18 protein-coding genes and 1 tRNA gene are annotated in these 26,467 nt (G+C 68.9%); 10 read left to right on the forward strand and 9 right to left on the reverse strand.

Features of this window, described 5'->3' with window-relative positions; genetic code table 11:
- Positions 1–20 precede the first annotated feature (20 nt).
- Complete coding sequence (locus ABEA46_RS08775) at positions 21–2,117, forward strand: hypothetical protein (RefSeq protein WP_345544056.1); 2,097 nt, start codon at positions 21–23, stop codon at positions 2,115–2,117.
- Between the two features lie 105 nt (positions 2,118–2,222).
- Here ABEA46_RS08775 and ABEA46_RS08780 read toward each other — a convergent pair whose 3' ends face one another.
- Together ABEA46_RS08780 and ABEA46_RS08785 are read right to left on the reverse strand one after the other, a co-directional pair.
- Positions 2,223–5,558 carry a carbohydrate-binding protein gene (locus ABEA46_RS08780; protein WP_345544057.1) on the reverse strand — a complete coding sequence of 1,112 codons (3,336 nt, stop codon included), beginning with the start codon at positions 5,556–5,558 and terminating at the stop codon, positions 2,223–2,225.
- Between the two features lie 121 nt (positions 5,559–5,679).
- Positions 5,680–6,648, reverse strand: a complete 969-nt coding sequence (locus ABEA46_RS08785; RefSeq protein ID WP_345544058.1) for a LacI family DNA-binding transcriptional regulator — start codon at positions 6,646–6,648, stop codon at positions 5,680–5,682.
- A gap of 209 nt (positions 6,649–6,857) precedes the next feature.
- Between ABEA46_RS08785 and ABEA46_RS08790 the strand changes: the two genes are divergently transcribed.
- Complete coding sequence (locus ABEA46_RS08790; RefSeq protein WP_345544059.1) at positions 6,858–7,604, forward strand: patatin-like phospholipase family protein; 747 nt, start codon at positions 6,858–6,860, stop codon at positions 7,602–7,604.
- A 40-nt stretch (positions 7,605–7,644) separates the two neighbouring features.
- Here ABEA46_RS08790 and ABEA46_RS08795 read toward each other — a convergent pair whose 3' ends face one another.
- The gene (locus ABEA46_RS08795; RefSeq protein WP_345544060.1) at positions 7,645–8,055 is read right to left on the reverse strand and encodes a hypothetical protein; all 411 of its coding nucleotides are present in this window, start codon (positions 8,053–8,055) and stop codon (positions 7,645–7,647) included.
- A 313-nt stretch (positions 8,056–8,368) separates the two neighbouring features.
- Between ABEA46_RS08795 and ABEA46_RS08800 the strand changes: the two genes are divergently transcribed.
- The 5 genes from ABEA46_RS08800 to ABEA46_RS08820 all read left to right on the forward strand — a co-directional run bounded on the left by ABEA46_RS08800 (position 8,369) and on the right by ABEA46_RS08820 (position 11,411).
- Positions 8,369–8,444, forward strand: a tRNA-Met gene (locus ABEA46_RS08800).
- Between the two features lie 114 nt (positions 8,445–8,558).
- Positions 8,559–8,918, forward strand: a complete 360-nt coding sequence (locus tag ABEA46_RS08805) for a hypothetical protein (RefSeq protein ID WP_345544061.1) — start codon at positions 8,559–8,561, stop codon at positions 8,916–8,918.
- Between the two features lie 431 nt (positions 8,919–9,349).
- Positions 9,350–9,850 carry a GNAT family N-acetyltransferase gene (locus tag ABEA46_RS08810; protein ID WP_345544241.1) on the forward strand — a complete coding sequence of 167 codons (501 nt, stop codon included), beginning with the start codon at positions 9,350–9,352 and terminating at the stop codon, positions 9,848–9,850.
- Between the two features lie 266 nt (positions 9,851–10,116).
- Complete coding sequence (locus ABEA46_RS08815; RefSeq protein ID WP_345544062.1) at positions 10,117–10,551, forward strand: SRPBCC family protein; 435 nt, start codon at positions 10,117–10,119, stop codon at positions 10,549–10,551.
- Between the two features lie 215 nt (positions 10,552–10,766).
- Positions 10,767–11,411, forward strand: a complete 645-nt coding sequence (locus tag ABEA46_RS08820; protein WP_345544063.1) for an alpha/beta hydrolase — start codon at positions 10,767–10,769, stop codon at positions 11,409–11,411.
- Here ABEA46_RS08820 and ABEA46_RS08825 read toward each other — a convergent pair.
- From ABEA46_RS08825 to ABEA46_RS08850, 6 genes are all read right to left on the reverse strand, one after another.
- Positions 11,388–12,347 carry a glycoside hydrolase family protein gene (locus tag ABEA46_RS08825; protein ID WP_345544064.1) on the reverse strand — a complete coding sequence of 320 codons (960 nt, stop codon included), beginning with the start codon at positions 12,345–12,347 and terminating at the stop codon, positions 11,388–11,390. The two genes, ABEA46_RS08820 and ABEA46_RS08825, sit on opposite strands and share 24 nt — an antisense overlap.
- A gap of 20 nt (positions 12,348–12,367) precedes the next feature.
- Complete coding sequence (locus tag ABEA46_RS08830; protein ID WP_486346776.1) at positions 12,368–14,956, reverse strand: alpha-L-rhamnosidase; 2,589 nt, start codon at positions 14,954–14,956, stop codon at positions 12,368–12,370.
- A gap of 44 nt (positions 14,957–15,000) precedes the next feature.
- Complete coding sequence (locus ABEA46_RS08835) at positions 15,001–18,249, reverse strand: sugar-binding protein (RefSeq protein WP_345544066.1); 3,249 nt, start codon at positions 18,247–18,249, stop codon at positions 15,001–15,003.
- Between the two features lie 108 nt (positions 18,250–18,357).
- Positions 18,358–19,293, reverse strand: coding sequence for a carbohydrate ABC transporter permease (locus tag ABEA46_RS08840; RefSeq protein WP_345544067.1), 936 nt, complete (start codon positions 19,291–19,293; stop codon positions 18,358–18,360).
- Entirely contained in the window at positions 19,290–20,186 is an 897-nt protein-coding gene (locus ABEA46_RS08845; RefSeq protein WP_345544068.1) for a carbohydrate ABC transporter permease, read from the reverse strand. Before ABEA46_RS08845 ends, ABEA46_RS08840 begins: the two co-directional genes overlap by 4 nt.
- Before the next feature lie 114 nt (positions 20,187–20,300).
- The gene (locus ABEA46_RS08850) at positions 20,301–21,698 is read right to left on the reverse strand and encodes an extracellular solute-binding protein (protein ID WP_345544069.1); all 1,398 of its coding nucleotides are present in this window, start codon (positions 21,696–21,698) and stop codon (positions 20,301–20,303) included.
- 250 nt (positions 21,699–21,948) lie between these two features.
- On the opposite strand from ABEA46_RS08850, the gene ABEA46_RS08855 reads away from it, so the two are divergent.
- Genes ABEA46_RS08855 through ABEA46_RS08865 form a run of 3 tightly spaced genes read left to right on the forward strand, consistent with a single transcriptional unit; the run spans position 21,949 to position 26,445 of the window.
- Positions 21,949–23,013, forward strand: coding sequence for a LacI family DNA-binding transcriptional regulator (locus ABEA46_RS08855; protein WP_345544071.1), 1,065 nt, complete (start codon positions 21,949–21,951; stop codon positions 23,011–23,013).
- A 25-nt stretch (positions 23,014–23,038) separates the two neighbouring features.
- Positions 23,039–24,394, forward strand: a complete 1,356-nt coding sequence (locus tag ABEA46_RS08860) for a Gfo/Idh/MocA family protein (RefSeq protein ID WP_425563177.1) — start codon at positions 23,039–23,041, stop codon at positions 24,392–24,394.
- Positions 24,391–26,445: a glycoside hydrolase family 36 protein gene (locus tag ABEA46_RS08865; RefSeq protein WP_345544073.1), complete on the forward strand. Its 2,055-nt coding sequence runs from the start codon at positions 24,391–24,393 to the stop codon at positions 26,443–26,445. The genes ABEA46_RS08860 and ABEA46_RS08865 overlap by 4 nt, the downstream gene beginning before the upstream one ends.
- Positions 26,446–26,467: the final 22 nt, after the last annotated feature.

Here is a 26,467-nt window from a genome sequence, read left to right on the forward strand (position 1 = left end):
CGCACCACCTGGAGTTCCCCATGATCTCGGATCGCATCGATCGACGCGCGCTCGTGCGACGCCACAACGTGACGCAGACCGAGTTCGACCCGCGCACGCCGGTCTCGGTGGGCAACGGCGAGTTCGCGTTCACCGCCGACCTGACCGGGCTCCAGACGTTCCCCGACTTCTATCCGGTCGCGCGGCGCGGCCACGAGCCCGACCGCGACGAGCCCGGCACGATGCTGGGCACCCAGGCGCAGTGGGCGTGGCACTCGATCCCCGGCGAGCGCGAGTACAGCCTCGACGAGACGACCCGCCGTTACGACATCGACGGGCGCAGCGTTCCGTACCTCGAGGAGTTCAAGCCCCCGCATCCCGGGTCGGCGGCGACGACGTGGTTCCGAGCCAACCCCCACCGCATCGACCTCGCCCGCATCGGCTTCGTCGACGACTCCGGCGCGGGGCTCGACATGACCGGGATCACTGCTCCGATGCAGACGCTCGACCTCTTCACCGGCGTCCTCCACAGCGAGTTCACGCGACGCGACGCGGCCGTGGCGGTCGAGACCGCGGTCCATCCCGACCGCGACCTGCTCGCTGTGCGCGTCGGCCGCGCGCGCGACGCGGGCCTCGCGGTCGCGATCGCGTTCCCCTACGGATCGAGCGACTGGCACAATGCCGCGGACTGGTCATCCCCCGGCGCGCATCGCACCGTCGTCTCGTCCGTCGACGGCGGATGGGTCATCGAGCGCGAACTCGACGGGTCCCGCTACCGGCTCGACATCCGCGCCGCCGACGTCACCCTCACACTCGACCGGCCGCACCGCCTCGTCCTTCGGCCCACCGGTCCTGACATCGACTTGACGATCGAGTTCACCACCGACGGGTCGGGTGACATGGTGCTGCTGTCCAACCGCGCCACCCGTGCCGACGGTCCTCCGGTGAGCGCCGCCGAGACGGTGCGGATCGCTGAGCAGCATTGGCGGCGCTTCTGGGAGTCGGGATCCGCCGTCGCGCTCGACGGGCCGGACGAACGCGCCCGCGAACTGGAACGCCGCGTCGTGCTGTCACAGTTCCTCACCGCCGTGCACAGCTCGGGTTCGCTGCCGCCGCAAGAGACCGGTCTCATGTGCAACTCATGGCGCGGCAAATTCCACCTCGAGATGCACTGGTGGCACGCGGCGCACTTCCCGATGTGGGGGCGGCCGGAGCTGCTGCGCCGCAGTCTCGACTGGTACCGGCAGGCGCTGCCGCTGGCTCGTTCGACCGCTGCCGCCCAGGGATACCGCGGCGCCCGCTGGCCCAAGCAGCTCGGCTCTGCGTTCCGTGAGACTCCCAGCACCATCGGCGTGCAGCTCATCTGGCAGCAGCCGCACCCGATCGCCCTCGCCGACCTCGTGTGGCGGGCCACCGGCGACGCCGGCGTGCTCGCCGACTTCGCCGAGATCGTCGAGGCCACCGCCGACTTCATGGCCGACTACGCTCGGCCCGGCGAACCGGGATTCACCCTCGGGCCGCCACTCGTCCCCGCCCAGGAGCGCTACGCCCCCGACCGCGCACGCATATCGAACCCCACGTTCGAGCTCGCGTACTGGCGCTGGGCGCTGCGGACCGCGACCGCCTGGCGGGAACGGCTCGGCCTTGCCCCCGAAGAGCGCTGGGCCGCGGTGGCCGATGGCATCGCCGCACCGCATGTGCGCGACGGCGTCTACACGGCGGTCGACGTCGAGCCGTTCACGATCCGCGAAGACCATCCGTCGATGCTCGGCGCGTGGGGCATCCTCCCCGACGTCGGGCTCATCGACCCCGCGACCATGCGTGAGACATATCGTGACGTGCTCGGCGACTGGGACTGGCAGTCGACGTGGGGCTGGGACTACCCGATGATGGCGATGACCGCCGCGCGACTGGGCGAACCGGACTGGGCGGTCGACGCGCTCCTCGACCCGACGGCCAAGAACACCATGCTGCGCAACGGCCACTACTACCAGGTCGACTCGCTCCCGCTGTATCTGCCGGGCAACGGCGGCATCCTCGCGGCGGTCGCGCTGATGGCGCGCCGTCAGCAGGAATCGGGTGATGGATTCCCGGATGCCTGGACCGTCGAGCTCGAAGGCTTCCCCATCGCACTGTAAGCCGGGCTTCCCGCTCGCGGGCCGACGGCATCCCGTCTCCCATGCAGCAGCCCACGCATGAAGGGCTCGGCGCAAGGCGCCGAGCCCTTCACACGTGGGTCGTGGTCAGTACGCGCCGCCGTCGCGCCATGGCGACGATGCCGTGGTGCCCGGGGCATCCCCGCGCGTCCACCACTTCGCCGTCCAGACGTGCCCCCGAGAGGCGACGGTGTCACCCGCCGTGTAGACCCACGTCGGGGTCCACGCCGCCACGGGCCCGGCTTCGGTCTGGATGATCCGGCCCTCCTCTGCCCAGGCGCCGTCGGCCGCGCCCGGCGTCTGGTCCTTCGTCCACCACAGGGCGGTGAAGGCACGGTCGCCGTAAGAGACGCGATCGCCCTTGCCGTAGGCGGTGTCCGCCTTCCACCCGGCAGGCAGCGTGCGGACCGTGATCGACGCCGACGGCTGCGATTCACCTGCGACGTTCGTCGCGACCACCACATAGGTGTACTCGGTGTCGGGTTCGGCGGTGCGGTCATAGGCCGTGTCGACCTTCGCGGTGGCGACCTCGACGGGCGCCCCGCCGTTCTCGGAGCGGAGGACACGGTAGACAGACGCCCCGCCCTGCGGTGTCCAGATGAGTCCGGTGAAGCCGGCTCCCTGGCGCCCGACCTGCAGATCCACCGGAGCGTTCGGCACGGGAGTGGCGATGCGCACCGACGCACTGCGCTCCGACTCGCCCAGTTCGTTGGCCGCGGTCACCGCGTAGGTGTAGCCGGCGACCGTCGCGCTGTGGTCGGGGTCTTCGTACCCGGTCTCGGTCGTGGTCGCGACGAGCGTGAACCCGCTGTCGCCGTCGGCCTGTCGATAGACGCGGTACTCCTGTGCGGTGTCCACGGCGTGCCACGTGAGCCCGAACGCGACGTCGTCGCGGCTCGCGAGGCCGGCGGGCATCGATGCGGGATCCAGCGGCGCACCCGTGGCGGCGTTCGCAGCCGCCGAGGCCGCCGATTCGCCCCCCGGCGACAGCGAGTTCACGGTGTATTCGTACGCGGTACCCGGCGCTACGGTGGTGTCGGTGAACGCCGGTGCGGTCGTGTACGCGACGCGTTCGGGATCGCCGCCCGCGGTGCGATAGACGGCGTAGCCGGTCGCTCCTTCGACGGAAGTCCACGAGAGGTCGACGGAGTAGCTGTGGGCGGTGGCGACGAGGTGCGTCGGCGTTCCTGCGGGCTGCTGTGCGGCATCCTTCACGAACACCGTCGCTGCGGCTGAAGCATCCGACGCGCCGCCCGCGTTGACGGCGGTGACGGTGTACGTGTACACCGCGCCGGCCTCTACCCCGGAATCGGCGAATGTCGTATCGGCGGTCGCACCCACGATCTTCGCGTCGGCGTCGAGGGACGACGACCGTGAGATGAGATAGCGGGATGCCTCGGCCACGCCCTGCCACGACACCGTGGCCGTGGCCGTGCCGTCGGCCTGCGCCGTGATCTCCGTCGGCGCTGCCGACGGAGCGGCGGTGTCGGTCGCTGTCGGCGCGGCGATCACGAAGTAGTTCATGTACGAGGTGGCGCCGTTCGCGCCCGTGACGACGTTCGCGCCCGCGGGGAACGAGCCCCTGTAGAGCGTCCACTCGTTGCCGGAGTCGTCGGCGACGGTCTCTCCGGTGGCCGCGAAATCGTCGGACACCCATGCCGGCGGCGTGGTGATGCGATGGTCGAGTGCGACGTACACATCTGCGTCGGCGGCGAGGTGGAACGAGAGCAGGTCGCCACTGGTCGAACTGCGCGATGCCACCGCGGTGCGGATCCACTCCTGTCCCCGCAATTCCGCGGGCAGCTCGGTGAAGCGGTACACCTTGCTGCCCGACATCCGATCGCCGGCCACGTAGTCACCGACCTGCAGGTTCTGCTGGAGCGACCACAGCGCGGTGTTCGCGACCCCTGCGCTGCTGTTGTCGTGGACGACGGTGCCGCGGATCACCTCGCCGTTCAGTGCGGCCGGGATGCTCGCCGAGCCGTCCCCGTCGCCGGAGTCGACGGGCGGGTCGAATGCGGTGCCCGACCACTCGATCGGGGCCAGCGGGTAGTCCTCGGGAAAGCTCGGGGCGGCCAGCTCGTTGAGGTACTCCTCGAGATTCGTATAGCCGTCTCCGTCGGCGTCGCCGTTGCGGTCGTCTGGGTCGGCGGCGTCGAGCTTGTTCGCGCGCTCCCACGCGTCGGGCATCCCGTCGCGGTCGGTGTCTGTCGGTGTGGTGCCCGGTTCGAGCACCGGGTAGCCGCCGACGTCCGTCTCGTCCCCGATGATCGCTCCCGTCTGAGTGCGGATCTCGTCGACGACCCGTGCATCGACGGCGTCGCGGAAGACGGAGGCACCCGCATTGTCGAGGGTGAGCTCGTACGCGTCTGCGGCGCTCTGCGTATGCACCGGCGGGTACTCGAAGCGTTCGGCGACCTGCTGCGCCGGCCGTGCGGCCTCGATCAGGCCCGCACCGACATCGATGCCGTCGCGCACCGCGTCCTTGTCGCTGTCGATGAGGTTGCCGTCGAGGTACACCTGGTAGTTCTCGTTTCCGCGCACCACGGCATGCTCGGGGTCTTCGGAGTTCGCTCCCGCGATGAAGTAGTTGCCGACGACGTTGCCGTACCCCTTCGTCGCGGACTCGCCGCCGGCGACGAACGGATACTGGCCCCAGTTGTAAACGACGTTGTTCACGAAGTCCATGACGCCCTTGGCCTTGGGGTTGCGGTCGTTGTTATGGGCGTAGATGTTGTGGTGCATCGTGATGGTGTTCATCTCGACGAGTCCGCCCATCGAGTGGGTGAGCAGCCCCTCCGACATGATCGACCACTGCACCGTGATGTTCTTCGAACGGGGGTGCTCGTAGTCCTTGCTCTTGATCGACAGCACTTCGTCGGTCGCCCAGGAGAACGACGAGTGGTCGATGATCACGTTCTGGCAGTCCTCGAGGTACATCGCGTCGTCGGCGAAGTCCTCCTGTGCGCCCATGCGGAAGCGCATGTCGCGGATCACGATGTCGTGGCTGTCGATGAAGCGGATCGTGTTCCCGGTGATCGTCACGCCGTCGCCCGGGGCGGTCTGACCGGCGATCGTGATGTCGGCCGCGTTCTTGACGATGATCTGCGGGATCACCAGGTCGCCCGAGATGTCGAACACGATCGTGCGGGGAGTGTCGCCGACCGTCGTCAACGCGTCGTGAAAGGTGCCCTCACCCTCGAGTTCGCGGCTGGTGACGTGGTAGACCTCCCCTCCCCGGCCACCCTTGGCCGCGTATCCGAATCCTTCGGCGCCCGGGAATGCCGGCAGCTGGTCGTATGCCGCCGTCGCCGCCGGTGCGGGGGCCGTGAGCGCCGCGACGCCGAGGCCGATGACCGTGAGCACCGACAGCGCGGTGCGCCGTCGACGGGTGGGCGGGGGTGTCCTTCGGTAACTCTGCATGACTCGTACTCCTCTGTACGTCTGCGCGGTCGTTCGCTGGGAAATATTTTGCGAACCGAATAACCAGAACGTATCGCGCGCGAATCGCGAGCGTCAAGGATCGACGCCTGCGCGCACGGAGTCAGAGACCGGACGTCGTCGACGCGCGCGCGACGAGCTCGCACGGCAGCGCCGTCACGCCCGGTTCGAGCGGCTCGCCCTCCATCGCGTCGTGCAGCACCCGTGCCGCCTTGCGGCCGAGCAGCTCGAGGTTCATGTCGACGCTCGTGATCTGCGGGTCGGAGTTCGTGGCGATCGCCTCGTAGTTTCCGAACCCGACCACGGCGATGTCGTCGGGGATCCGCCGCGACTGCGCCTTCAGCTGATCGATGACACCGAGTGCGATCTCGTCGGAGTCGCAGGCGATCGCGTCGAGGTCCGGGTGCTCTTCGAGCAGACGTGCGGTGGCCGACCGCCCCCACGCCGATCGCCACAACCCTGATCCTGCGGCCGCCGTCAGGTCGAGGCCGCGGGCGCTCAGCGCCTCCGCTTCACCGACACGCCGCTCGCCGACGATCAGTTCAGCAGCCGGCCCGCCGATGCGCCCGATGCGCGTGCGGCCGGAGTCGACCAGGTGCTCGATCTGCAGGCGGGCGCCCTGCGCGTTGTCGACGACCAGCGACGTGTCACGCGGGTCGCGCGAGCGTGTGTGCACGTACACCACCGGCACCGGCAGATCCTGCCCGACGGGGTCACGCTCTTCGGGGCGCCCGATCACGACGATGCCACTCACGCGACGGTCGAGCAGCGCCTCCAGCTGGTGCCGCTCACGCAGGTCGTCGCCGCGGGCGTTGCACAGGAACACCGCGGACTGCTCCGAACCCAGTGTGTCTTCGAGGCCGTTGAGGATCGGCAGAGCGAACCGGCCGTTGAGGTCGGTGGCGAGCACACCGACCGTCGTGAAGGCGCGTCGGCCGGGGCCGCTGGTGGCGATGAACCCCAGCTCCCGAGCGCTCTCGAGCACCTTCTCGCGCGTGGCGGCGCTGATGCGACCACGGCCGTTGATCGCCTTCGAAGCGGTAGCCGTCGAAACGCCGGCCGCTTCGGCCACATCTGCGAGACGAGCACGGTGTCTCCGCACAGGCCCACTCCCTCGTTCCTGCTGTGCCGCGCCCCCAGCGGACGCACGCGAACTGTCACTCACAATAATGGGCGCCGCTCAGGCATCCGGGCGCAGTGCGGGCCCGCGCGCGACGAAACGTCCTGGCCGCCGGTCAGCAGGGCCACCGGCATCCACTCCCCCGGTGGTACGTTCGCGGCATGCCACGTGAGAACGCGCTGCCGGGCGACGACCTGCGCCTCGGGCTGACACTGAGCGGCGGCGGAGCGTTCGGCGCCGCTCACGTGGGCGTGCTGCAGGTGCTCGAACAGCGCGGCGTCCGCCCCGGCATCGTCACGGGCACGAGCTCGGGGGCACTCGTCGGGTCCGCCTATGCGGCCGGCCTGGACGGTGAGGCGATCGAGAAGATCGCGCTCCGGTTCCGGTGGGCACGCATCGCGCGGTGGAGCTTTCAGCCGCGGTGGGGGCTGCTGGATACGCGGGTCGTGACGGACTCGATCCACGGCCTGCTGGGTGAAGACCCGCGCATCGAAGACCTTCCGCGTCACTTCGGCGCGGTCGCGACCGACCTGCGCACGCGTCGCGCCGTCACGATCGACAGGGGCCCGCTGAGCGCCGCGCTGCGCGCATCGGTGGCCGTGCCCGGCATCCTCCCTCCCGTCCGTCTCGACGGCAGAGTGCTCGCCGACGGCGGGATGGTCGACAACGTGCCGCACGCCGCGGCGCGCGAACTGGGCGCCGAGCGCGTCATCGTCGTGCACCTGCACGCCAAGTGGGAGAACGCCCGCATGATGCGCTCGACCACGAAGATCAGCGCGCTCGTCGCCGACCCCACAGTGGTGCTGATCCAGCCCGAGATGGAGCGCATGGCGCAGTGGACGATGCGGGACGTGCCGCGGCTCATCGCGGAGGGACGGCGGGCGGCGGAGGAGGCGCTGGGCGGCTGATCCCCCGGCCGAAGCCGGCGAAGCGAGACGAAACGCGGTCTCAGTCGGCGCCGTGGTCACCGTCGACCAGATCGCGCAGCTGCTGCGGCGTCGCGCGCTGGGTCGCGAGCGCCGTCCCCTTCGAGGTGAGCAGCATCCCGTCCTCTTTCGCCCAGCGCTTCCACTCCTCGCCCCAGTGCGCGTTCACGTCTTCCGAGACGGTGGTGACGTTGTTCGCCATCGTGCCGTCCTGCATCCGTACGTGGGCGTTGAATCGGTCGGACGGCGGGAACGGCATGAGCAGGCTGGCAACCCCGCGCGCGCCGGAGGCCGATCCGTAGACCGCGGTCGCGAGGTCACCGTAAGTGGTCCACAACGGTGTGCCTTCGAGCGCTCGCACGATGGCGATGACCTTCTGCTGCTCGGCGGTGTAGCGCGCGGCCTGATTGCTGTGATCGGTGACGTCGGTCATGGATTCGCTCCCCTCAGCGATTCGGACACAGTCGCGTCCAGGTCACATTCTGGCCGAACCGACCAATCGCGAGGGACCCATCCTTCCCCTGCAGCTGAGCAAGTGAGGAACGAGCGAGACGAAACGCCTCGACCGTCGGTCGATGTGGGCCCGCGATCACAGTCCCCAGGACTCGCGCCAGCCCACCGGGGTGTCGAACCCGGTCACGCTCGTCACGCTACGCGCGTCGCGTCCCCGTCACATCGGGACGCATAGTGAAACCATCGTTCACGCTCATGGCGCGGAAGGGCGGCGCGGGTTAGCGTGGGTCCATCGCGGCGATCCGGGCGGTCCCGGGCACCGGTTCATACCCGGGAGCGTTGCGGGTTCGACTCCCGCCGTCGCGTCCACTCTCTCGACGCCCGGATCGCTGCGTGCACTCGTCGCCGGCGCGGCTGCGTGTCCGACTCCGGCTGGCAGCACGGATCAGGGCAACGAAGACTTCGCTGTGGAACACTCAGCGCATGACGAGTGAGGGCACGGGTTCCGACCGGGTCTCCGCCATCTACGGGATCGTGAGCGTGATCGCGGCGGCGGCGTCTCTGCTCGTGCCCGCGGCGCTAGTGCCTATCTGGCTCTCCATCGCGACCACGGGGGCCGACGACCCTCGCTGGAGCGCAACGGTGACGGTGAGCAACTACGTCGGGCTCGGTCTTGCGTGGACCATTGCCGCAGCTGCCATCGTCTTCGGAGTGATATCCATTCGCCGAGCTGGCCCTCGCGCTCGCCGTCCTGGCCGATCAAGGGCCATCGCGCTCGGATGGGTCGGCATTGGAGTCGCCAGCGTCCTCAGCTACGTCTACTTCCTCGGACTGGGGACCTGATCAGTTGAAACGCCGCCCTCCGCTGCAGAACTGAGCAGCCGGGCCTCAGAGCAATCCCAACTCATGTCGACGCCTCATGATGTGAGCCGCATGCCGGAAGTCGTGGAACCGGTGGACGCAGGCGCCGATCAGGAAATGGTTTGGCCGCGGTCCGTGAGGCCGCACGGGATGCTGCGTTCAGCGTCTTAGCTGTGATCGACTCGTCAGTTCCGGACGCGCCCGCTCGCCTGATTGATGGCCCGACAGGTCCGCACCAGTGCCCGCCAACGACGCTCCGGCTGATCCCGTCGAGGGTGGTGACGCCTCCGTGGGGGACGATCCGCTGCGGTCCTGCTCCATGCCACTGCACGATAAGCGCCGCACGTTTCCGCATCGTTTCGGTGAACGACCGTCAGGCGATCGAGCTCGTGCGCGTCCGCTATGTTGCTGAGGTGCTTCCCCCTGACACCGCAAGACTTCGCTTTCGCGAGATGCTGCCGGCCGACATCGACGCGATGGCGGGCCTGCTGGGCGATCCCGAACTGATGCAGTTCTACCCCGCGCCGAAGACGCGCGATCAGGCCGCCGCTTGGATCGAGTGGAACCAGCGCAACTACGCAGAGCACGGCTACGGACTCTGGATCATCGAGACGCACGACGGCGAGTTCGTCGGAGACTGCGGACTCACCTGGCAGCCGGTCAACGCAGTCAAGAAGCTCGAGGTGGGGTACCACGTCGGCACACAGCGGCAGGGGCAGGGCTTCGCGTCCGAGGCCGCGGCGGCGTGCCGCGACTTCGCGCGCGAACACGTCGGGGCGCGGGAACTGGTCGCGATCATCCATCCGGACAACCGCGCCTCCGAGCGAGTGGCAGAGAAGATCGGGATGCACCGTGTCGAAGATCATCAGCCCGCGAACGGTTCGCGGCGGATCGTGTTGAGCATGGCCCTCTAGTCCGGGTCCAGCGAGCAGTCGGCTGATCGGCGGCGGCGACAGACGTGAAGCCACGACAGTCCTCTCGCCGAGCTCAGATCAGTTCCCGCACCGGTCCTTCGTGGACGGCTCGTCCTCTTCTTCTGCCACGACCACCGAGATGTCGCGCAGGGACGCGGGGAGCAGCGAGACGTGCTGCAAGGTTGTCGCGAAACTGCAAGCGCTGGATCAGTGCCCGCACTAGCTTCGTTGATGAGGTCAGGGATGCGCACAGGGATGGAGTTGCAATGACGGATCACGTGGCAGTGGCAGAGGCCGACGTTCACGCGTCCCCGGCGCGAGTCTGGGCCGTACTGACCGAGCCGGAGCACTTGCAGGAGGTTTGGTTCGGCGCTCACGTCAGCACCGACTGGATCCCGGGTAGCCAGGCGACCTGGAGCGGCGTGTGGGAGGGCAAGCCCTATCAGGACAGGGGCGAAGTGCTGGAAGTCGTTCCCGAGCAATTGCTGAAGTTCACGCACTACAGCCCTCTCTCCGGAAAGCCCGACACCCCGGAGAATCGCCACACGCTCACGTTCACCCTCACAAGGGCAGCAACAGCGACGCATCTCACGCTCACCCAGGACAACAACGACACCCCCGAGGCGGCCCGGCACTCCGAGGCGATGTGGCAAGCACTCGTCGTCAAGGTCAAAGAACTCTCCGAGTCCGACGACAGCTAGAGGCTCGACGACGGAGGCGCGAGCGCCCGTGGATTCTTACGCTGCCGCGCGCTCCTGCCGCGGTCGACGGCGACCGGGATGAACTCCTCGACCGCGTCGATGCGGCGCTCGTCCCGCAGGGCAGCGAACAGGCGGGTGCGCTTGATCAGGACGCTACCGCCGGGTCACCTCCAGTAGGATCGAGGAAACGTTTCCCCACACCCAAGAGGCAGGCCGTGAACGCAACGCTCGGAACCGTGCTCGTCCTTCCGGGGGGCGCCTACCAGTGGCACGCCCCGCACGAGGCCGAGCCGGTCGCCGAGTGGCTCGAGAGCCTGGGATGGGATGCCCGTGTCGTCCGCTATCCGGTGAAGACGCAGCATCCCGAACCCCTCGATGCCGTGCGACGCGAGGTGCAGGCAGCTCGTGCGGCGGGCGCTCGGCGCGTGGGCGTACTCGGTTTCTCGGCGGGCGGACATCTTGCCGGCCACGCCGCCCTCGCGCCCGACTCCGCGCCCGCCCAGCGACCGGACTTCGCGCTGCTCTGCTACCCGGTGGTGAGCATGGTGACCCGTCCGCACGTCAGCTCGCGCACCACCCTGCTGGGCGAGGTGGACGACGACGTCGCCGCGCTGGTGTCACTCGAGAATCTCGTGCGGCCCGACTCCCCGCCCGTCTTCACCTGGCACACCGACGCCGACCCCGTCGTGCCCGCCGAGCACGCCTACCGGCTCGGCTCGGCGTTCGCGGCGGCGGGCGTGCCGCACGAGGTCCACGTGTTCCCGGGCGATGTGCACGGTATCGGTCTCGCCGCGGGCACCGCTGCCGCGGCATGGCCCGAGCTCGCGGCGGCCTGGCTAGCTCGGCTGCCCGCCGACTGAGTCGCTCGCCGCGATTGCGTCGCGCACGACGGCGGCATCGTCGGCCTCGAGCGCGACGATCGTGCCATGGCGCAGCTCCTGGCCGCCGGCATCCACGAGTCCCCACTCCCCGCGCGGACCGAGCCAGCGCGTCGCCGCCAGATCGCGGCCGGTCGAGTCGGCGAAGCGGTAGTTCTCGGGGGTGTTATCGGGCCAGTCGAAGAACAACCGCCAGCGCCGGTCCGCGAGCCGCAGCAGCACCGGCCCCTCTTGCAGACCCCAGTGATCCCAGGCCGCCGTCACCGCGTAGGGCCCGTGCAGTGCCGGGGCGTGCGCGAGCTCGAGGGTGTGCGTGACGCGGTTCTTGTACACGCACGCATAGCGGCCGTCATCCTCGCGCACCAGGTACGCATCGAGCCGGTCTACCGGCAGACGACCCGTGAGCGGGCGGGGCGGCGACCAGGCTCCCGCAGGGTCGTCGGTCAGCGGATGCATCTCGAAGAAGCCGAAGGGCGTGGGGGCGTGATCAGGCCCGGTCGCCGCCGAGAAGATGACATGGATGCCGTCATCCCGGTCGACGAACCACTTCGGCGCCCAGCAGTGGGTGAACCGCACCGCGCCGACCGCCAGCATCCCCGTCCCTACGGGCTCCCAGTCGACCAGATTGCGCGAACGGAGGAACCCGAGTACGGGACCGGTCGCCGAGTTGTACGACACGCCTTCCCCGCTCAACCGCGTGTGCAGCACGTACCAGTACCCGTCGCCGAGGCGATGGGGCGACAGCGCGGGGTCGCGGATCGTCCCGGCAGACGGCGCATAGACGGGCTCGCCGCGCCGGACCGCGCGAAACGTCGGTGCGCGCCCCGGGTCGAGCGCATCGTCCGACAGTGCGAGGAACAGCTGCTCCCGCCCGGTACGGAAGAACACCATCGCCGCGGTCGCCGCTCGGGCGACCACATCCGCCCGCCCCGCCTCACTCACAGGGGCAGTACTGCAGCGACGGCCCGCACGACCGTCTGCCCAGACACGAGCGTCTGCACCACATCGCCGAGTCGGGCCGTACCCGAAACACCGGGCGGCAGCGAGACCGTCAGCACGATCTCGTCTCCTTCACGCTCCCAGCGCGTGCGGATCTCGCCGCGGACGGTCTGCAGCCGCCCCTGCACCCATTCCAGGCGCGGGTCGATCCGCGGGGCGACGATGACATCGGAGAAGGCGATGGATGCCGCAGACTGTGCGATACCTGCGACATCGGAGTAGATCCACTCCCCCACGGAGCCCAACGAGTAGTGGTTGAAGGAGTTCATCTCGGGCGTCTGAAACCCGCCCTCAGGGGTCCAGCCGTCCCAGCGCTCCCAGATCGTCGTGGCCCCGTTGTCGATCGAGAAGCCCCACGACGGGAAGTCGCGCTGGAACAGCAGGTCATAGGCGAGATCCGGCCGCCCGAATCTGCTGAGCGTCGGGCACAGCAGCGCGACGCCGTGGAACCCGGTCGTGAGGCGCGCTCCTCGAGCCTCGATCTTCGCGACGAGCCGCTCGAACAGGGCCGGCCGCACCGACTCGGGAGCGAGATCCCATGCCAAGGTCATGAGGTATCCGGTCTGCGAGTCGCCTTCGACGCGATCATCCGGGATGAAGGCGTCGACGAACGCCGCTCTGATGCGAGTCGCGCGATCCGACAGCTCGGTAGCGGCATCCATCTCACCGATGACGGCCGCGATCCGCGCCCCGACCTCGGTGGCGTACGCGTGGTAGGCCGTCGCGACGACCTCTTTCGGCGTGTGCTCGTCGACCGACAGCCAGTCGCCGTAGTCGTTGCCGCGGCCGCTGCGCCAGATGCCGTCGGGATTGCGATCGGCGACGTAGTCCAGCCATCGACGGATCGGCTCGAACATCGTTCGGAGTACGTCGACGTCGCCGTAGGTGCGGTACATCGTCCACGGCACGAGCACGATCGCATCGCCCCACCCGGGAGCGCCGTAGTCGAACAGCGTCGTCCCGGGCGATCGCGGGATCACATCCGGCACCGAGCCGTTGGGCAGCTGCGCCGCCACGAGGTCGGCGAGCCAGCGTCGCAGCAGCGCTTGGAGGTCGGCGTTGAGCGTCGCCGTGGGGGCGAACACCTGCATGTCGGCGGTCCACCCCAGCCGCTCGTCGCGTTGCGGGCAGTCGGTGGGCACCGAAACGAAGTTGCCTCGCTGCCCCCAGCGGATGTTGTCGATGAGCCTGTTGAGGAAGGCAGACGACGTCGTGACCTCGCCTGTCCACTCGACATCGGAGGACAGCACCACCGCGCGGGCCTCAGCGGCGTCGACGTCCGCGCCGGTGAGTTCGGCGTACCGGAACCCGTGGAAGGTGAACAGCGGTTCGGTGGGGGTCGTGGTTCGGAGGATGTCGGTCGCCTCGGCCGACCGCAGGTTGTCGGTGTACACCTCGCCGTCGGCATCCAGGACCTCGGCGTGTCGCACCCGAACCGGGTGATCGGGAGTCGCCGGCAGGCGCAGCCGGCCGACGAGGTTCTGACCGAAGTCGATCACGGTGCGGGTCGGCGAGCGGTCGATCGAGACCGGCGCCAGTTCGTCCACCGCGCGGACGGGTTCGTCGATCTGCCCAACCAGTGGCCCTGGCTCACGGTCCAGCACCTTCGCCGCACGCCAGTGCACATCGTCGAATCCGCCGCCCGTCCACCCCGGCGTCTCGTGCCGGCGGTCGATGTACTCCCCCATCAGCAGGTCGGCCCAGCGGCGGAGGCCGGCGTGCTCGCGCCACGAGTCGTCGGTGCCGACGATCGTGCGGCTGCCGTCCGTCCCGTCGATGACGAGCCGGGCGAGCAGCTGCGGCGCCGTGCCGTAGTGGTGCGCGTGATGGCGGTGGTCGAAGCCGACGAAGCCCGACCACCACCCCTCGCCGACCTCGGCCGCGAGCACGTTGGCACCTGCCCGCAGCAGCGCGGTCACGTCGAACGTGCGGTACTGGATCCGGGTGTCGTAGTCCGTCCACCCCGGCAGCAGCTCGTCGCCGCTCACCCGTGCACCGTTCACGTACGGGACGACGAGTCCACGGGCCGTGATCGACAGCCGTGCCCGGACGGGCTCCGACGCGATGTCGAACCCTCGTCGCAGCTGCAGCGGCGGCTCGAGGTTCATCGTCCGCAGCGACGGCCGCACCGGGTCGTCGCTGTCACGATCGGTCGCATCCACCGCCCCGTTCGGCTCGGGGTCGCGCCCGATCCAGACCGATGGGCCCCAGTCGGCGACCCCGGTCTCGAACGTCGACTCCGCCGCCCCGAGGCTGCCGTCGTCGTCGCGCACCTCGACACGCCAGGCGAACGTGGTGTCGGGCGTGAGGCGGGGACCGTCGTAGACGACGAGGGTCCCCGTCCCCGCCTCTGCCTGTACTCCCGAGTCCCACACTTCGCCGCCGGCGGAACGCACGACCACACGTCGGCTCACGGGCCGCTGGCCCGCGCGGTCGCCACGCAGCGCCCACGAGAATTCGGGATGCCGGTGGTCGACCTCGCGCGGCTCAGCACGCGCGTTCACTCGCAGTCGGTAGGGCTCGATCATTCAGGAATCACATCTCTCATATCTGCCAGGCGTTGTTGGATCGGTCAGTTGCCCGGGGCGAAGATCACCGGTTCGAACAGCTCGCTGTCCTTCGCCGTCGTGATGCCGCCGCCCCATTGCACCCAGCCGCGGGTTCCGTCGCCGTCAGTGTCGTTCGCGACGATCGACAGTGCGGCCGCCGAGGACGGTCCGACACCGATCGGAGCGAGCGTCTGCCACGGCACGGCAGCCTCGTAGGTCGTCACGCCGGAGTCCTCGTCGCGGACTGCGGCGATGTCGAGATCCGTGAGGAACCCACCCACAGACCCGGAGGCGTACCGGTACAGCTGGGGACCCTCCGGCGTGAGGGCGAACCCGAATTCGATCCGTGGTTGGATCTCGGGTCGCAGCGTGGTCTCGCCCGGCCACACCGGTGCGACGGCGAACTGCAGCCCATCGGCCTGCCAGGTCGCATTCCCCGTGAACGACTGCAGGTGCTTGTCGTCGCGCACCTGGGCGCTCAGGTAGAGGTTGTCGTCGTCCCAGGTGAACCACGCCTCGGCATCGAGGCTGCTCGCATCGACACCGGGGGCCGCGAGGTGCTCACCGGTGACACCGGACAGGTCGTCGAGGACGCCGTCGATCACGATCGATCGCCGGTCGACCGCCGGAACGTCGTCGTGCGCGAGCAGCGACGCGACCCCGCGCGCCGACACCGTTCCGACGCCGTCGACCACGAGGGCCACGTCGTAGTCCGTCTCACCCTTGGCGCGCGGTGCCGGAGCGCTGTCGACGGCCACCGCGGCGCCCGGGGCGACGTCGATGGATGCCTCTCGCGAACCGCTCTCGCCGGCGAACTGCCACTGGACGCCGGTGATGCGCTGCGTCGCGTCGGTCGCGTTCGTGTACGTCATGCGGATGACATCGTCGGTGCCCGCGATCGCGTGGGTCGCACTGAGCACGGCCGATCGCGGTCGCAGTTCGGCGACCGACGGCGATGAGGACTCGCCGTCGACGTCGGCCACCAGAACCAGGTCAGAGGTGGTCTGACGAAGGTCCGATCCGGCACCGACGGTCAGCTCGACATCCACACGCCCTCCGGCCGGGACCGTCACGCTCTGGCCGCCGCCGTCGACGACCCAGCCACCGTCCACCGTGGCCGAGACCGTGGCGGTGACCTCGTGGTCGTTGAAGTTGTACACCTCGGCGGTGAGCGCCGTCGGCGCCGTGGTCGACAGCCCGTAGCCATAGAGCTGTGCGTTCTTCGATGTGTCGGCGTCGAAGACCTGCTGAACGACGACCCGCTCGGCCGTTGAGAAGTCGTCGGCCGTCACCTGGTCGGCGCTCGGCGCCGGCACCGCGACCTGCTCGACGTTGCGGAAGCCCTTCGGCGCCGCGATGTAGATCGGATCAGGGCCGACGGTGAGGGTGACGACGCTGCCCTTGACCGAGGCATCCACCGCTCGTCCCATGAGATCCGTCACGGCAGCCTTGTTGCCCTTGACCGGAACCGAAACCGTGGTCGGGGTGGCCGCCCACAGCACGGCCGTCGGCTCGGCGCCCGTGTCGAACACGTGAGCGGCGACGCCCTCAGGAAGTCCGGTCACCCTGCCGGCATAGTCGCCCGCGCCGAGTTCGTCGGTCATCACGGACTGGGCAGCCAGTGCCGCCATCGGCTCGTCAGGGCTGCGGTACATGCTCCAGTACGACACGCCCTCGCGGTAGGGGGCGGCGATGAAGAAGAACTGCTTGGTGCTGCCGCCGGCCAGCGACTCGACGGCCGATGTCACGATGTACCGCGCCTGCAGCTTCTCTTGCGTCTGGGTCGGCAGCTGATTCGCGTCCGCCGTGTTCAGCGCGATTCCCGCTTCGGTGACCCAGCGTCCCTTCGCGTCGCCGCCGAAGGGCGACGCCGCCTCGATCTGGCTGCGGAAGTCCGGGTGCTCGTTGAGCGCCGCCGACGAGTTGACCGTCGTGTGCGTGTGGTACGCGTAGGCGTCGAGGTAGTCGAGGATGCCGTTGCGGAACTGCCACTGCGCGTAGTGCGGGTCGGCACCGGCCAGGCCGCCGCTGACGAGCTGCGCGTCGGTGCCCGAGTCGAGGAGGCCCAGCGCAGCCGCCTTCATCACCGAGGCGTAGCGGTCCGCGCCTTCGGACTCGAGCGTGAACTTGCGGTTCTGCTCGTTCCAGAGCTCCCACGCATCGACGAGCCCGTCGTAGTTCTTGCCCGCGGCGAGCGCGAACGCATACATGTCGCGCAGGTCCTGAGGCAGCTCGCGCGTGCCTGTGCGCGTCCACGACGGCCCGTCGTGGAATGACGACAGCGTCTTCAACCCGGCGGCGTCGGCAGCTTTGAGCCACGCGAGGGGCTGCTGCTCGTTCGAGAAGTCGACGGTCCCCGGAGCGGGGTTGATGACGTCGTTCCACCGCTGCCGGTCCCGGATCCAGTCGACGCCGGTCAGCTGCAGCACGTGCGCGAACGCCTCGGCGTCCTCGGGTGCGATGAGCTTCGAGCCGTACACGTCGACGGCGAAAGGGCTGTCTTCGACATCCGCGCGGGATGCCGCATCCGGGAGTACGGCGAAGGCACCGGTGACGGCATCCGCTCCGCCCTCGATGCGCGCCTCGATGCGGTACGCGCCGGTCGCCAGCTGCGCGCCCAGCTCGATGTCCGCGGTCTTGGACCCGGCGGCCACCTCGGCGACTCCGCTCGCGACGGTCGCTCCGTCGTAGTCGGTCGCGGTCCACTCCACCGGAACGGCCGCGGGTGCCGCCGCGTTCAGCCCCGCCTCGACGACCACGGTCTCGCCGGCTTCGAACACGCCGAATCGGTCGGGCGCGACCACCGAGTCCAGTTCTACGGCGACCGGCGTGAGGGTGAACGCGTCGAGGAACATCGCGTAGTTGGTGTTCGGTGAGGTGCGCCGCTCGGTGACCTGGAACTCGACGGTATTGGATCCTGGCGAGAGGGTGATCGTGCCCAGCTCGTACTGGCGCAGCTCGGAGGTGACGACGGCGAGCTGGCGTGCCCCCGTCGTGTCGTGCCAGGCACCGCCGTTGACGCGGAACCGGTAGGGCGACGCCCATGCGACGCCCACCGGGATCGTCGTGGCGTCCAGCCGGTAGAGGGATGCCTCGGCGACGGTGATCTCGTACGACGCGACGTAGCCGCCGGCCGGCGCCGCGGTCGCGGAGTACAGCTGCAGCGACTTCCCGCCGCTGGCACCGGTCTGTGCCGTCGCACCCGGCGTGAAGTTGGACGAGGTCGGGTGCTCTCCCTCGATCGTGAGTGGTTCGGTCGCACTCGCGGGCATCGCGAGAAGTGTCCCCGCGAGGAGTGCGATCGTGACCACGGATACGGCACCGACGCGGCGAAGGCGCGTAGGAATCATGCTGATCTCCCTTGATCTGACGGCTGTCGGTCAGCCTTTGATGGCACCGGCCGAGCCGGCGCCCTTCAGGAACTGCTTCTGGAACGTGATGAAGACGGTGATCGGGATGATGACCGCGATGAACATGCCGGCCATGAGGACGGCGAGGTCGGCCTGCGGTGCGACCGTGCTGAGACCGACCGAGAGCGGCTGCTTCGAGGGTGTCGGCAGGGCGAGCAGCGGCCAGAGATAGTCCTTCCACGAGGCGACGAAGGCCAGCAGTGCGACCACCCCGATGATGGGGCGGGCCATCGGGAGCACGATCGACCACAGGATGCGGATCGGGCCGGCGCCGTCCACCCGCGCCGCTTCGAAGAGCTCGCGCGGGATGGACTCGAAGTACTGCTTCATGATGAGCACGTTGAAAGCGCTGACACCGTTCGGCAGCCAGACTGCCCAGAAGGAGTCGAGCAGGCCGAGGTCGATCACCGTCAGGTAGAGCGGGATGAGCGAGATGACGCCCGGGATGAACAGCGTGGCCATGATCGCGGCGTTGAGCACGGGACCGTACTTCGGGCGCAGGACGGCGAGCACATAGCCGATGGTCACGGCGGCGAACACGGCCACCACGACTTCGCCCGTCGTCAGGATGATCGAGTTGACCGTGAACCGCCCGATCTGGATCTGATTCCACGCGTCGGCGAGGTTGTGCCACTGGATGCCCGAGGGCCACAGCGCGAAGGGCGTCGCCAGGATGTCTTGGGTCGTCGACACCGCTGACTTCGCCAGCCACAGCAGCGGTCCCGCCGAGATGACGACGAGGAACGCGATCGCCACGCCGATCAGCAGGCGGAATCCGATGCGGGTTCCGGCGCGAGACAGATCGGCGTCCGAGACGTTCGAGCGTTCCAGAGAGCGCGCGGCGCGACGCCGCGCGGGGCGGGGCGCGCCGGCGTCCAGGGTGCGGGTCGATCCGGTGAGGGTCATCGCTTGCTCCATTTCCGCGAGAGCCACAGGTACACCGCGGCGAAGATGCTGAGGCCGACGGCGAGCATGAGGCTGAGGGCCGCGGCCTCGCCGAAGTTGCCGTAGATGAACGCGTATCGGTAGATCAGCATCAGCAGGGTGACTGTGCTGTTGTTCGGTCCGCCGCCGGTGAGAAGGAACGGCTCGGTGAACACCTGGAAGGTGCCGATGAGCTGGAGCAGCAGGAGCAGCAGGATCGTGCCCCGCATCTGCGGCAGGGTGATGTGCCAGATGCGGCGGAAGATGCCGGCCCCGTCGATCTCGGCCGCCTCGTAGAGCTGCGTGTCGATCGACAGCAGGGTCGCGAGGTAGATGATCGCGGTGGATCCGAAGGCACCCCACGTGGCGACGAGGACGATCGACAGCATCGCCGTCGACGGCGACTGGAGCCACGGCAGCGGATCGATGCCGAACACCCCGAGGACGGTGTTGAAGAGTCCGCGTTCGCTCGGATCGAAGAAGACCTTCCACAGCAGGATCGAGACCACCGGCGGGATCACCGTCGGCAGGAACACGAGAACGCTTGAGATCTGCCGAGAACGGCGCATCTCCGCCAGGACGACGGCGAAGAAGATCGGGACCGGGAATCCGATCAGCAGCGCCAGCACGGCGTAGAGCGCCGTGTTGGCGAGTGCCGTGCCCAGCAGCGGATCTGCGAGCACTCGCTGGAAGTTCTCGATCCCCACCCACGAGGTCTCGATCAGGTTCGTCTTCTGGAATGAGATGACGAGCCCCCGCAGGATCGGCCACCACGAGAAGATCGCGAACAGCGCGATCGCGGGAACGGCGATCAGGAGCCCGGTGAGACTCGATCCGAAGAGCCGGACGCGGCGCCTCTTTCGAGGCGGTTCCACGATCTCCTCCATTGCCGACACTGGGGGGACCACCGGCGGCGAGGTGACAGACGTCATCGTTGCTCCTTGAGGGATGCGGGGGCGACGGTCGCGCCGTCGCCCCCGCGGTGGTTGTCAGTCGGCCTGCGCGTCCGCGACGATCTTCTCGGCCTGTGACTGCGCGGTCTTCAGCAGCGCGTCGATGTCGGCGTTCTGGTCGGTGAGCACCGCCTGGATCACTGTGTCGAGCAGTCCGTACACCTGCTGGGCTTCGACCGGCGGCTCGGTGACCACGGCGAAGTCGGGCGCCTCGGCCGCCGAGTAGTACGTCGCGAGGTTCTCCAGCGGCACGTTGATGCTGTCCGAGATCGCGTCGAGGTACGCCGCGTAGGTCTCGGGTGCGACCAGGGGCAGACCGACGCGAGGCACGGCGCCGCCGGCTTCGGCCGTCGCCGCCGCCTCGGTGGCGGCGAAGTCGAGATCGGTGAAGCGGTTCAGGTAGAAGAAGTTGGTCCACTTGACGGCGGCGTCGGTCTCGGCGTCGGTCGCGTCGGCACGCACGATCGCGACCGAGCCGCCGCCCAGCGAGCCGAGCCCGTCGGAGGTCTGCGGGAGCGGGAACATGCCGTACTCCTCGGGCGCCATGCCGAAGTTGCGGACGATCGGGTTGTACCACTCCGACGCGCCGACGAGCATTCCGTACTGACCCGACGCGAACGCCTGGCCGGCCGCATCGAAGTCGAGCAGGAAGTTCGCGCCCAGCGCGTCATCGTTCCAGCGCAGATCCGACAGGAATTCGAGAGCCGCCGTGGTGCCGTCGTTGTCGATGGTCGACGTGGTGACGCCATCGTCGGTCTCTTGGATGAGTCCGCCGAATGCCGCGCTCATCGCCGTGAGCACCCAGCCGCCCTGGTTGCTGGTCGACAGCTGGGCCAGGCCCGCGGCATCCGTCTTCTCGGTGATCGTCGCAGCAGCCTCGGCGACGTCATCCCACGACTCGAGGGTGGTGTCGGGGTCGAGCCCGGCCTGCTCGAAGACGGCGCGGTTGACGAGGACCGCCAGAGTGAACGACGAGATCGGGATGCCGTAATAGTCGCCGTCCGGGTTCTGCACGTTGGCGGTGACCGAGGGGTTGAGCGACTGGAGCACCTCGTCGGACGCGTAGTACTCCGAGATGTCTTTGATCTGCTCGCGGTTGATGAGCGACTGTATCTCGGTGACAGGAACGCCCATCACCACGGGGAGGGTGCCGCCGGCGAGCTGCGCAGCGAACGTCGTCGGGTCGTAGGTGGTCTCGCTGCCCTCGATCGTGATGCCGGGGTTGGCCTCTTCGAAGTCGGCGACCTTGTCGTTGAAGACCTTGAGCCCCGCCTCGTCGGTCGCGGCGGGCATGCCGCCGACCGTGAGGACGATCTCGTCAGACTCGGACGAGGTGCTGTCCGCGGGTGCGCTGCACGCGCTGAGCACGACCGCTGCGGCGGCGAGGGAGGCGAAGGCTCCCACCCGGGCTGAGCGTCGCAGAAGACGATTCATGGACTTACTCCTTTGTAATGTGCGGCGGCATCTGCGCCGACCGCGCTGGGTTCGAGTGGCAGTGACGCCTCGTGGTGCCGAGGCGCTGTCGACCGTACAGGAATTGGACCGATTCAACAAGCGAACCGCGGAATCGTTTTCTCGCTTACTTCTGCGCGGATTGTCAAAAATGAATCACTCCAACTAGGCTTCCGAGCCAGGACCTCGTGCTCTAGGTTCTATTCATCGAATGACTTCACGGAGGAGCGCCATGAAGCGGGTTGCGATCACCGATGTCGCCGCGGCGGCGGGTGTGTCGCGGTCGACGGTGTCGAACTACCTGAACCGCCCCGAGATCCTGTCACCGGGAGCTCGGGACCGCATTGCGCGCGCCATCGACGAGCTCGGCTTCGTTCCCAGCGACGCGGCGCGCAAGATCAGCTCGGGCGACACGAGCACGATCGGCTACGTCGCCCTCGAGTTCACGAACCCGTTCTCGGGTGTGATCGCTGATGCGATCGAGCGGCGCGCCATCGAGACCGGCCGCACGGTGATCATCGGCAACTCCGCGGGGTCGACGGCACGCCAGCTCGAGTACCTGGCATTGTTCGAACGCAAGCGGGTGTCGGGCATCATCATCGCCACGCTCGACGAGATCGAGCCGCAACTCGCGGCCATGCTCCAGCGGGGTACGCCCAGCGTCATCACCGGTCGCCGCTCCACCAACTCGGGCCAGGCGTCGGTGTCGGCCGGCGATGCCGACGGCGGATACCTCGCCGCGCAGCACCTGCTCGCGATCGGGCGACGCCGGATCGCATTCGTCGGCGGCCCCTTCGGTCTCAAGCAGGTCAGCGAACGCTTCGACGGCGCCAGCCGCGCCGTCAGCGAGGTCGCCGATGCCACACTCACGGTGGTGCGCGCCGACGACCGGACGATGAACGCGGGCTACGCCGCCGGCATCGAGATCGCGACGCGGGGCGACCAGCGCCCCGACGCCGTCTTCGCAGTCAACGACCTGGTCGGTCTCGGTGTCGTGCGCGGGCTCACCGAGTACGGCATCGACGTGCCCCGCGACATCGCAGTGATCGGCTTCGACGGCGACGACCTCGCAGCCGTCTCGGCCATTCCGCTGTCGACCATCAGCACCTCGGGCGAGGCCATCGGCGAGACCGCCTTCGACCTCCTGCTCCACGAGATCGGCGAGCGCGGGCGCACCTTCGACACTCGTCAGCAGATCGTGCCTCCCGAACTCGTCGTGCGCGCCTCCACCGCAGGCGAGGGCGCCACGGTATCCGGGATCCAGCGTGCGAGTCCCGCGCTCCCCCGATCCCTCTGACCGTTCCAGCGAAAGACCGTCATCCATGGATGCTGTGACCAGACCGCTTCGCTATGCCGTCCTCGGCGCCGGCGCGCGCAGCGAAACCTACATCCGGGGGCTGCTCGGTCCGCACCGCGCGGATGCCGAGCTGCTCGCGATCGGCGACATCAACCCGGGCCGCGCGGTGCACTTCTGCGCGCTCGCGGCAACACTCGGGGCGGGGGAGGTAGTGGCGTTCGCGCCCCATGAGCTCGAGACCGTGATCGCCGCGCAGCAGATCGATCGTGTGATCGTCACCACCCCCGACGCCACCCACGCCGAGTTCGTCGTGCGCGCGCTCCACGCCGGCGCCGATGTGATCGTCGAGAAGCCCCTGACGACCGACATCGACGGTGCCCGCACGATCTCCCGTGCCGCCACCGAGACCGGAGGTTCGGTCACCGCGACCTTCAACTACCGGTACTCCCCGCGCAACAGCGCGCTCAAGGAGCTCATCCAGTCGGGAGAGATCGGCGAGGTCACCTCTGTCCACTTCGAGTGGGTGCTCGACACCGTGCACGGCGCGGACTACTTCCGCCGCTGGCATCGACTCAAGCAGAACTCCGGGGGGCTGCTCGTGCACAAGTCCTCGCATCACTTCGATCTGGTGAACTGGTGGCTGGGCGACAGCCCCAGCCGTGTCTACGCCAGCGGGGGGCTTCGGTTCTACGGCGCCGACAACGCCGCGAACCGCGGCGTCGGCGAGCGCCCCGCACGCGGAAGCGTGGGGGCACCGAGCAGCGATCCGTTCGTCCTTGACATGCGGACGGTGTCCGGGCTGGAAGAGCTGTACCTGCGTCACGAGAACCATGACGGCTACGTCCGCGACCTCGACGTGTTCTCCGCCGACATGACGATCGAAGACAACATCGCTGTCATCGTCGATTTCTCTCGCGGTGCGACCCTGACCTACTCGCTGAACGCCCACTCACCGTGGGAGGGGTACTCGGTCTCGGTGAACGGGACGCGCGGTCGCGCCGAGCTGACGGTCGTCGAACGCGCCGAGGTGTCGGGCCCGGCGGTCGTCGATCCGAGCTACAGCGACGTTCTCAGCGGCTCGGACGTGCGCACCGAGGGTGAGCGCCTGGTCGTTCAGCAGCATTGGCAGGGTGCGCGCGAGATCCCGATCGTCGACGGCGACGGCGACCACGGCGGCGGAGACCGTCGCATGCTCGAAGATCTGCTGGCCCGCACCGCCCCCGCAGACCCGTTGCACCGCCGCGCCGACCTGCACGACGGCGTGAAGGCCGTCGCTGTCGGGATCGCCGGCAACCTCTCGCTCCACAGCGGGTCCGCGGTCGTCCTGGCCGACACGGGGCTGCCGGGCTGGGAACCTGCTACCGAAGGAGTCCACGCGTGACCGCCGCCACCACCGCGACCACACCGCTCGATCTCACCCGCGATGCCGTGCGGGTAACCGTGTCGACCGGCGAGGATGCCCCGGCGGCGCTGACCGCGATCTCGATCGATGGGCAGCCGAGCGCGGTGCTGCGGCATCCCCTGGTCGAGGTCTTCACCTCCCGCGAGCGTCACGATCGGATGACGCTCGGCTACGTCGGGTCGACGATCGGCACCCGCCTGCGTGTCGTCGAGGTCGCCGTCGACGACACCGGATCCGGTGCGGTCGTCGCCCAGCTCGACCCTGACACCGGGCTGCGGATCGAGACCGTGCTCGAGGTCGTGGACGACGGCATCCGACTCTCGCACCGCGCCATCAACACCGGGGACCGCGAGATCGTGCTGTTCGCGCTCCCGACGCTGTCGGTGCGCACCAGCGCGGATCCGGCAGCACTCACGCTGGTGTCGGGACGCGGCGAGTGGCTCGGCGAAGGGCGCTGGGTGGAGCAGTCCGTAGCGGAGCTTCTTCCCGAGCTCGGTTTCGCTGCCGTCGCTCAGCCCGACCGCACCGGATACGGACAGAGCAGCTCCGGAGGATGGTCGACGGGCAGCGGCATGCCCACCGCGCTGCTCGTCGCCGCCGACGGAACCGCCCTCGCCTGGCAGATCGAGAGCTCGGCGGGTTGGCAGTGGTCGCTCTCGCGCGGCGACGGCGGTGTGGTCGTCAGCGCTGGCGGGCCGACCGAACGCGAACACCAGGCCGAGGTGCGCCTTGCACCCGGAACGAGCGCCGAGACCGTGCCGGCGGCGCTGGTCGTGAGCGGCGACGGCCGCGACGGTGCATTCGGCGGACTCACCCGGCTGCGCCGCCGCCTGCGCGCGCCGCACCTACGCCCCGTCGAGCACGCCCTTCCGGTCGTTTACAACGACTACATGAACACCCTCATGGGGCAGCCATCGACCGAGGCGCTGCTGCCGCTCATCGCTGCGGCATCCCGAGCCGGCGCCGAGTACTTCTGCATCGACGCCGGCTGGTTCACCGATCGCACCGATTACTGGTCGTGGGTCGGCGAGTGGCAGGATGCTCCGAACCGCTTCACGGGCGGCCTGGGTGCCGTCATCGACGCGATCCGCTCGGCCGGCATGGTCCCCGGCATCTGGCTGGAGCCCGAGTCGGTCGGCCTCGACTCCGCCGTCGCTGACGCGCTGCCGGCCGACGCGTTCTTCCAGCGGTACGGCGAGCCGGTCATCGAGCAGCGCCGCAAACACCTCGATCTGCGGCACCCCGCCGCGCGCGCGCATCTCGATCGCGTGGTCGACCGTCTCGTCGCCGAATACGGCATCGGCTACCTCAAGCTCGACTACAACATCGAGCCTGGGTCGGGCACCGACGTCGGCGCGCTCGCTCCGGGGCAGGGTCTGCTCGGACATACGCGGGCGCTGCGCGACTGGCTGGTGTCGGTGCAGCAGAGGCATCCGCACCTGCTGCTGGAGAACTGCGCGTCGGGTGCGATGCGCAGCGACTACCACCTGCTGGCGGTGACCCACCTCCAGTCCACGAGCGATCAGCAGGACGCGTTGCGATACGCCGCGATCGCCGCTTCGGCGCCGGCATCCGTCCTCCCAGAGCAGTCCGGAAACTGGGCGTACCCGGCCGCCGGCATGTCGGACGGCGAGCGCGCCGTGACGCTGGTGTCGGGCCTGTCGGGTCGCCTGTATCTCGCCGGATTCCTGGATCGATTGGATGCCGCAGCCTTCGCCGATGTGGCACGCGCGGTGTCGCTCGCCCGCTCGCAGCGCTCAGAGCTGGCCGAGGCGCTGCCGTTCTGGCCGCTGGGTCTCCCCCAGTGGGATGCCGCGGTCATCACCCTCGGCCGGCGCCTGCCGTCAGGCGACGAACTGCTGCATGTGTGGTCGCGCGGCGAGGGCCGTGAACTTCGGCTCGCGGGGAGCACAATCACCCAGGAGTTCGGCATCGGTGCTCCGTGGGTGACTGCCGCGGAGGACGAGACCGTCAGGATCCTCGTGCCGACCGGGCCCGACGCGGCGGTCTTCCGCATCACGCGGCACTGAGCGACCCGAGCACGCCCCTACC

This window comes from Microbacterium jejuense, from assembly GCF_039544225.1.
In the GTDB taxonomy this organism is placed as follows: Bacteria; Actinomycetota; Actinomycetes; order Actinomycetales; family Microbacteriaceae; genus Microbacterium; species Microbacterium jejuense.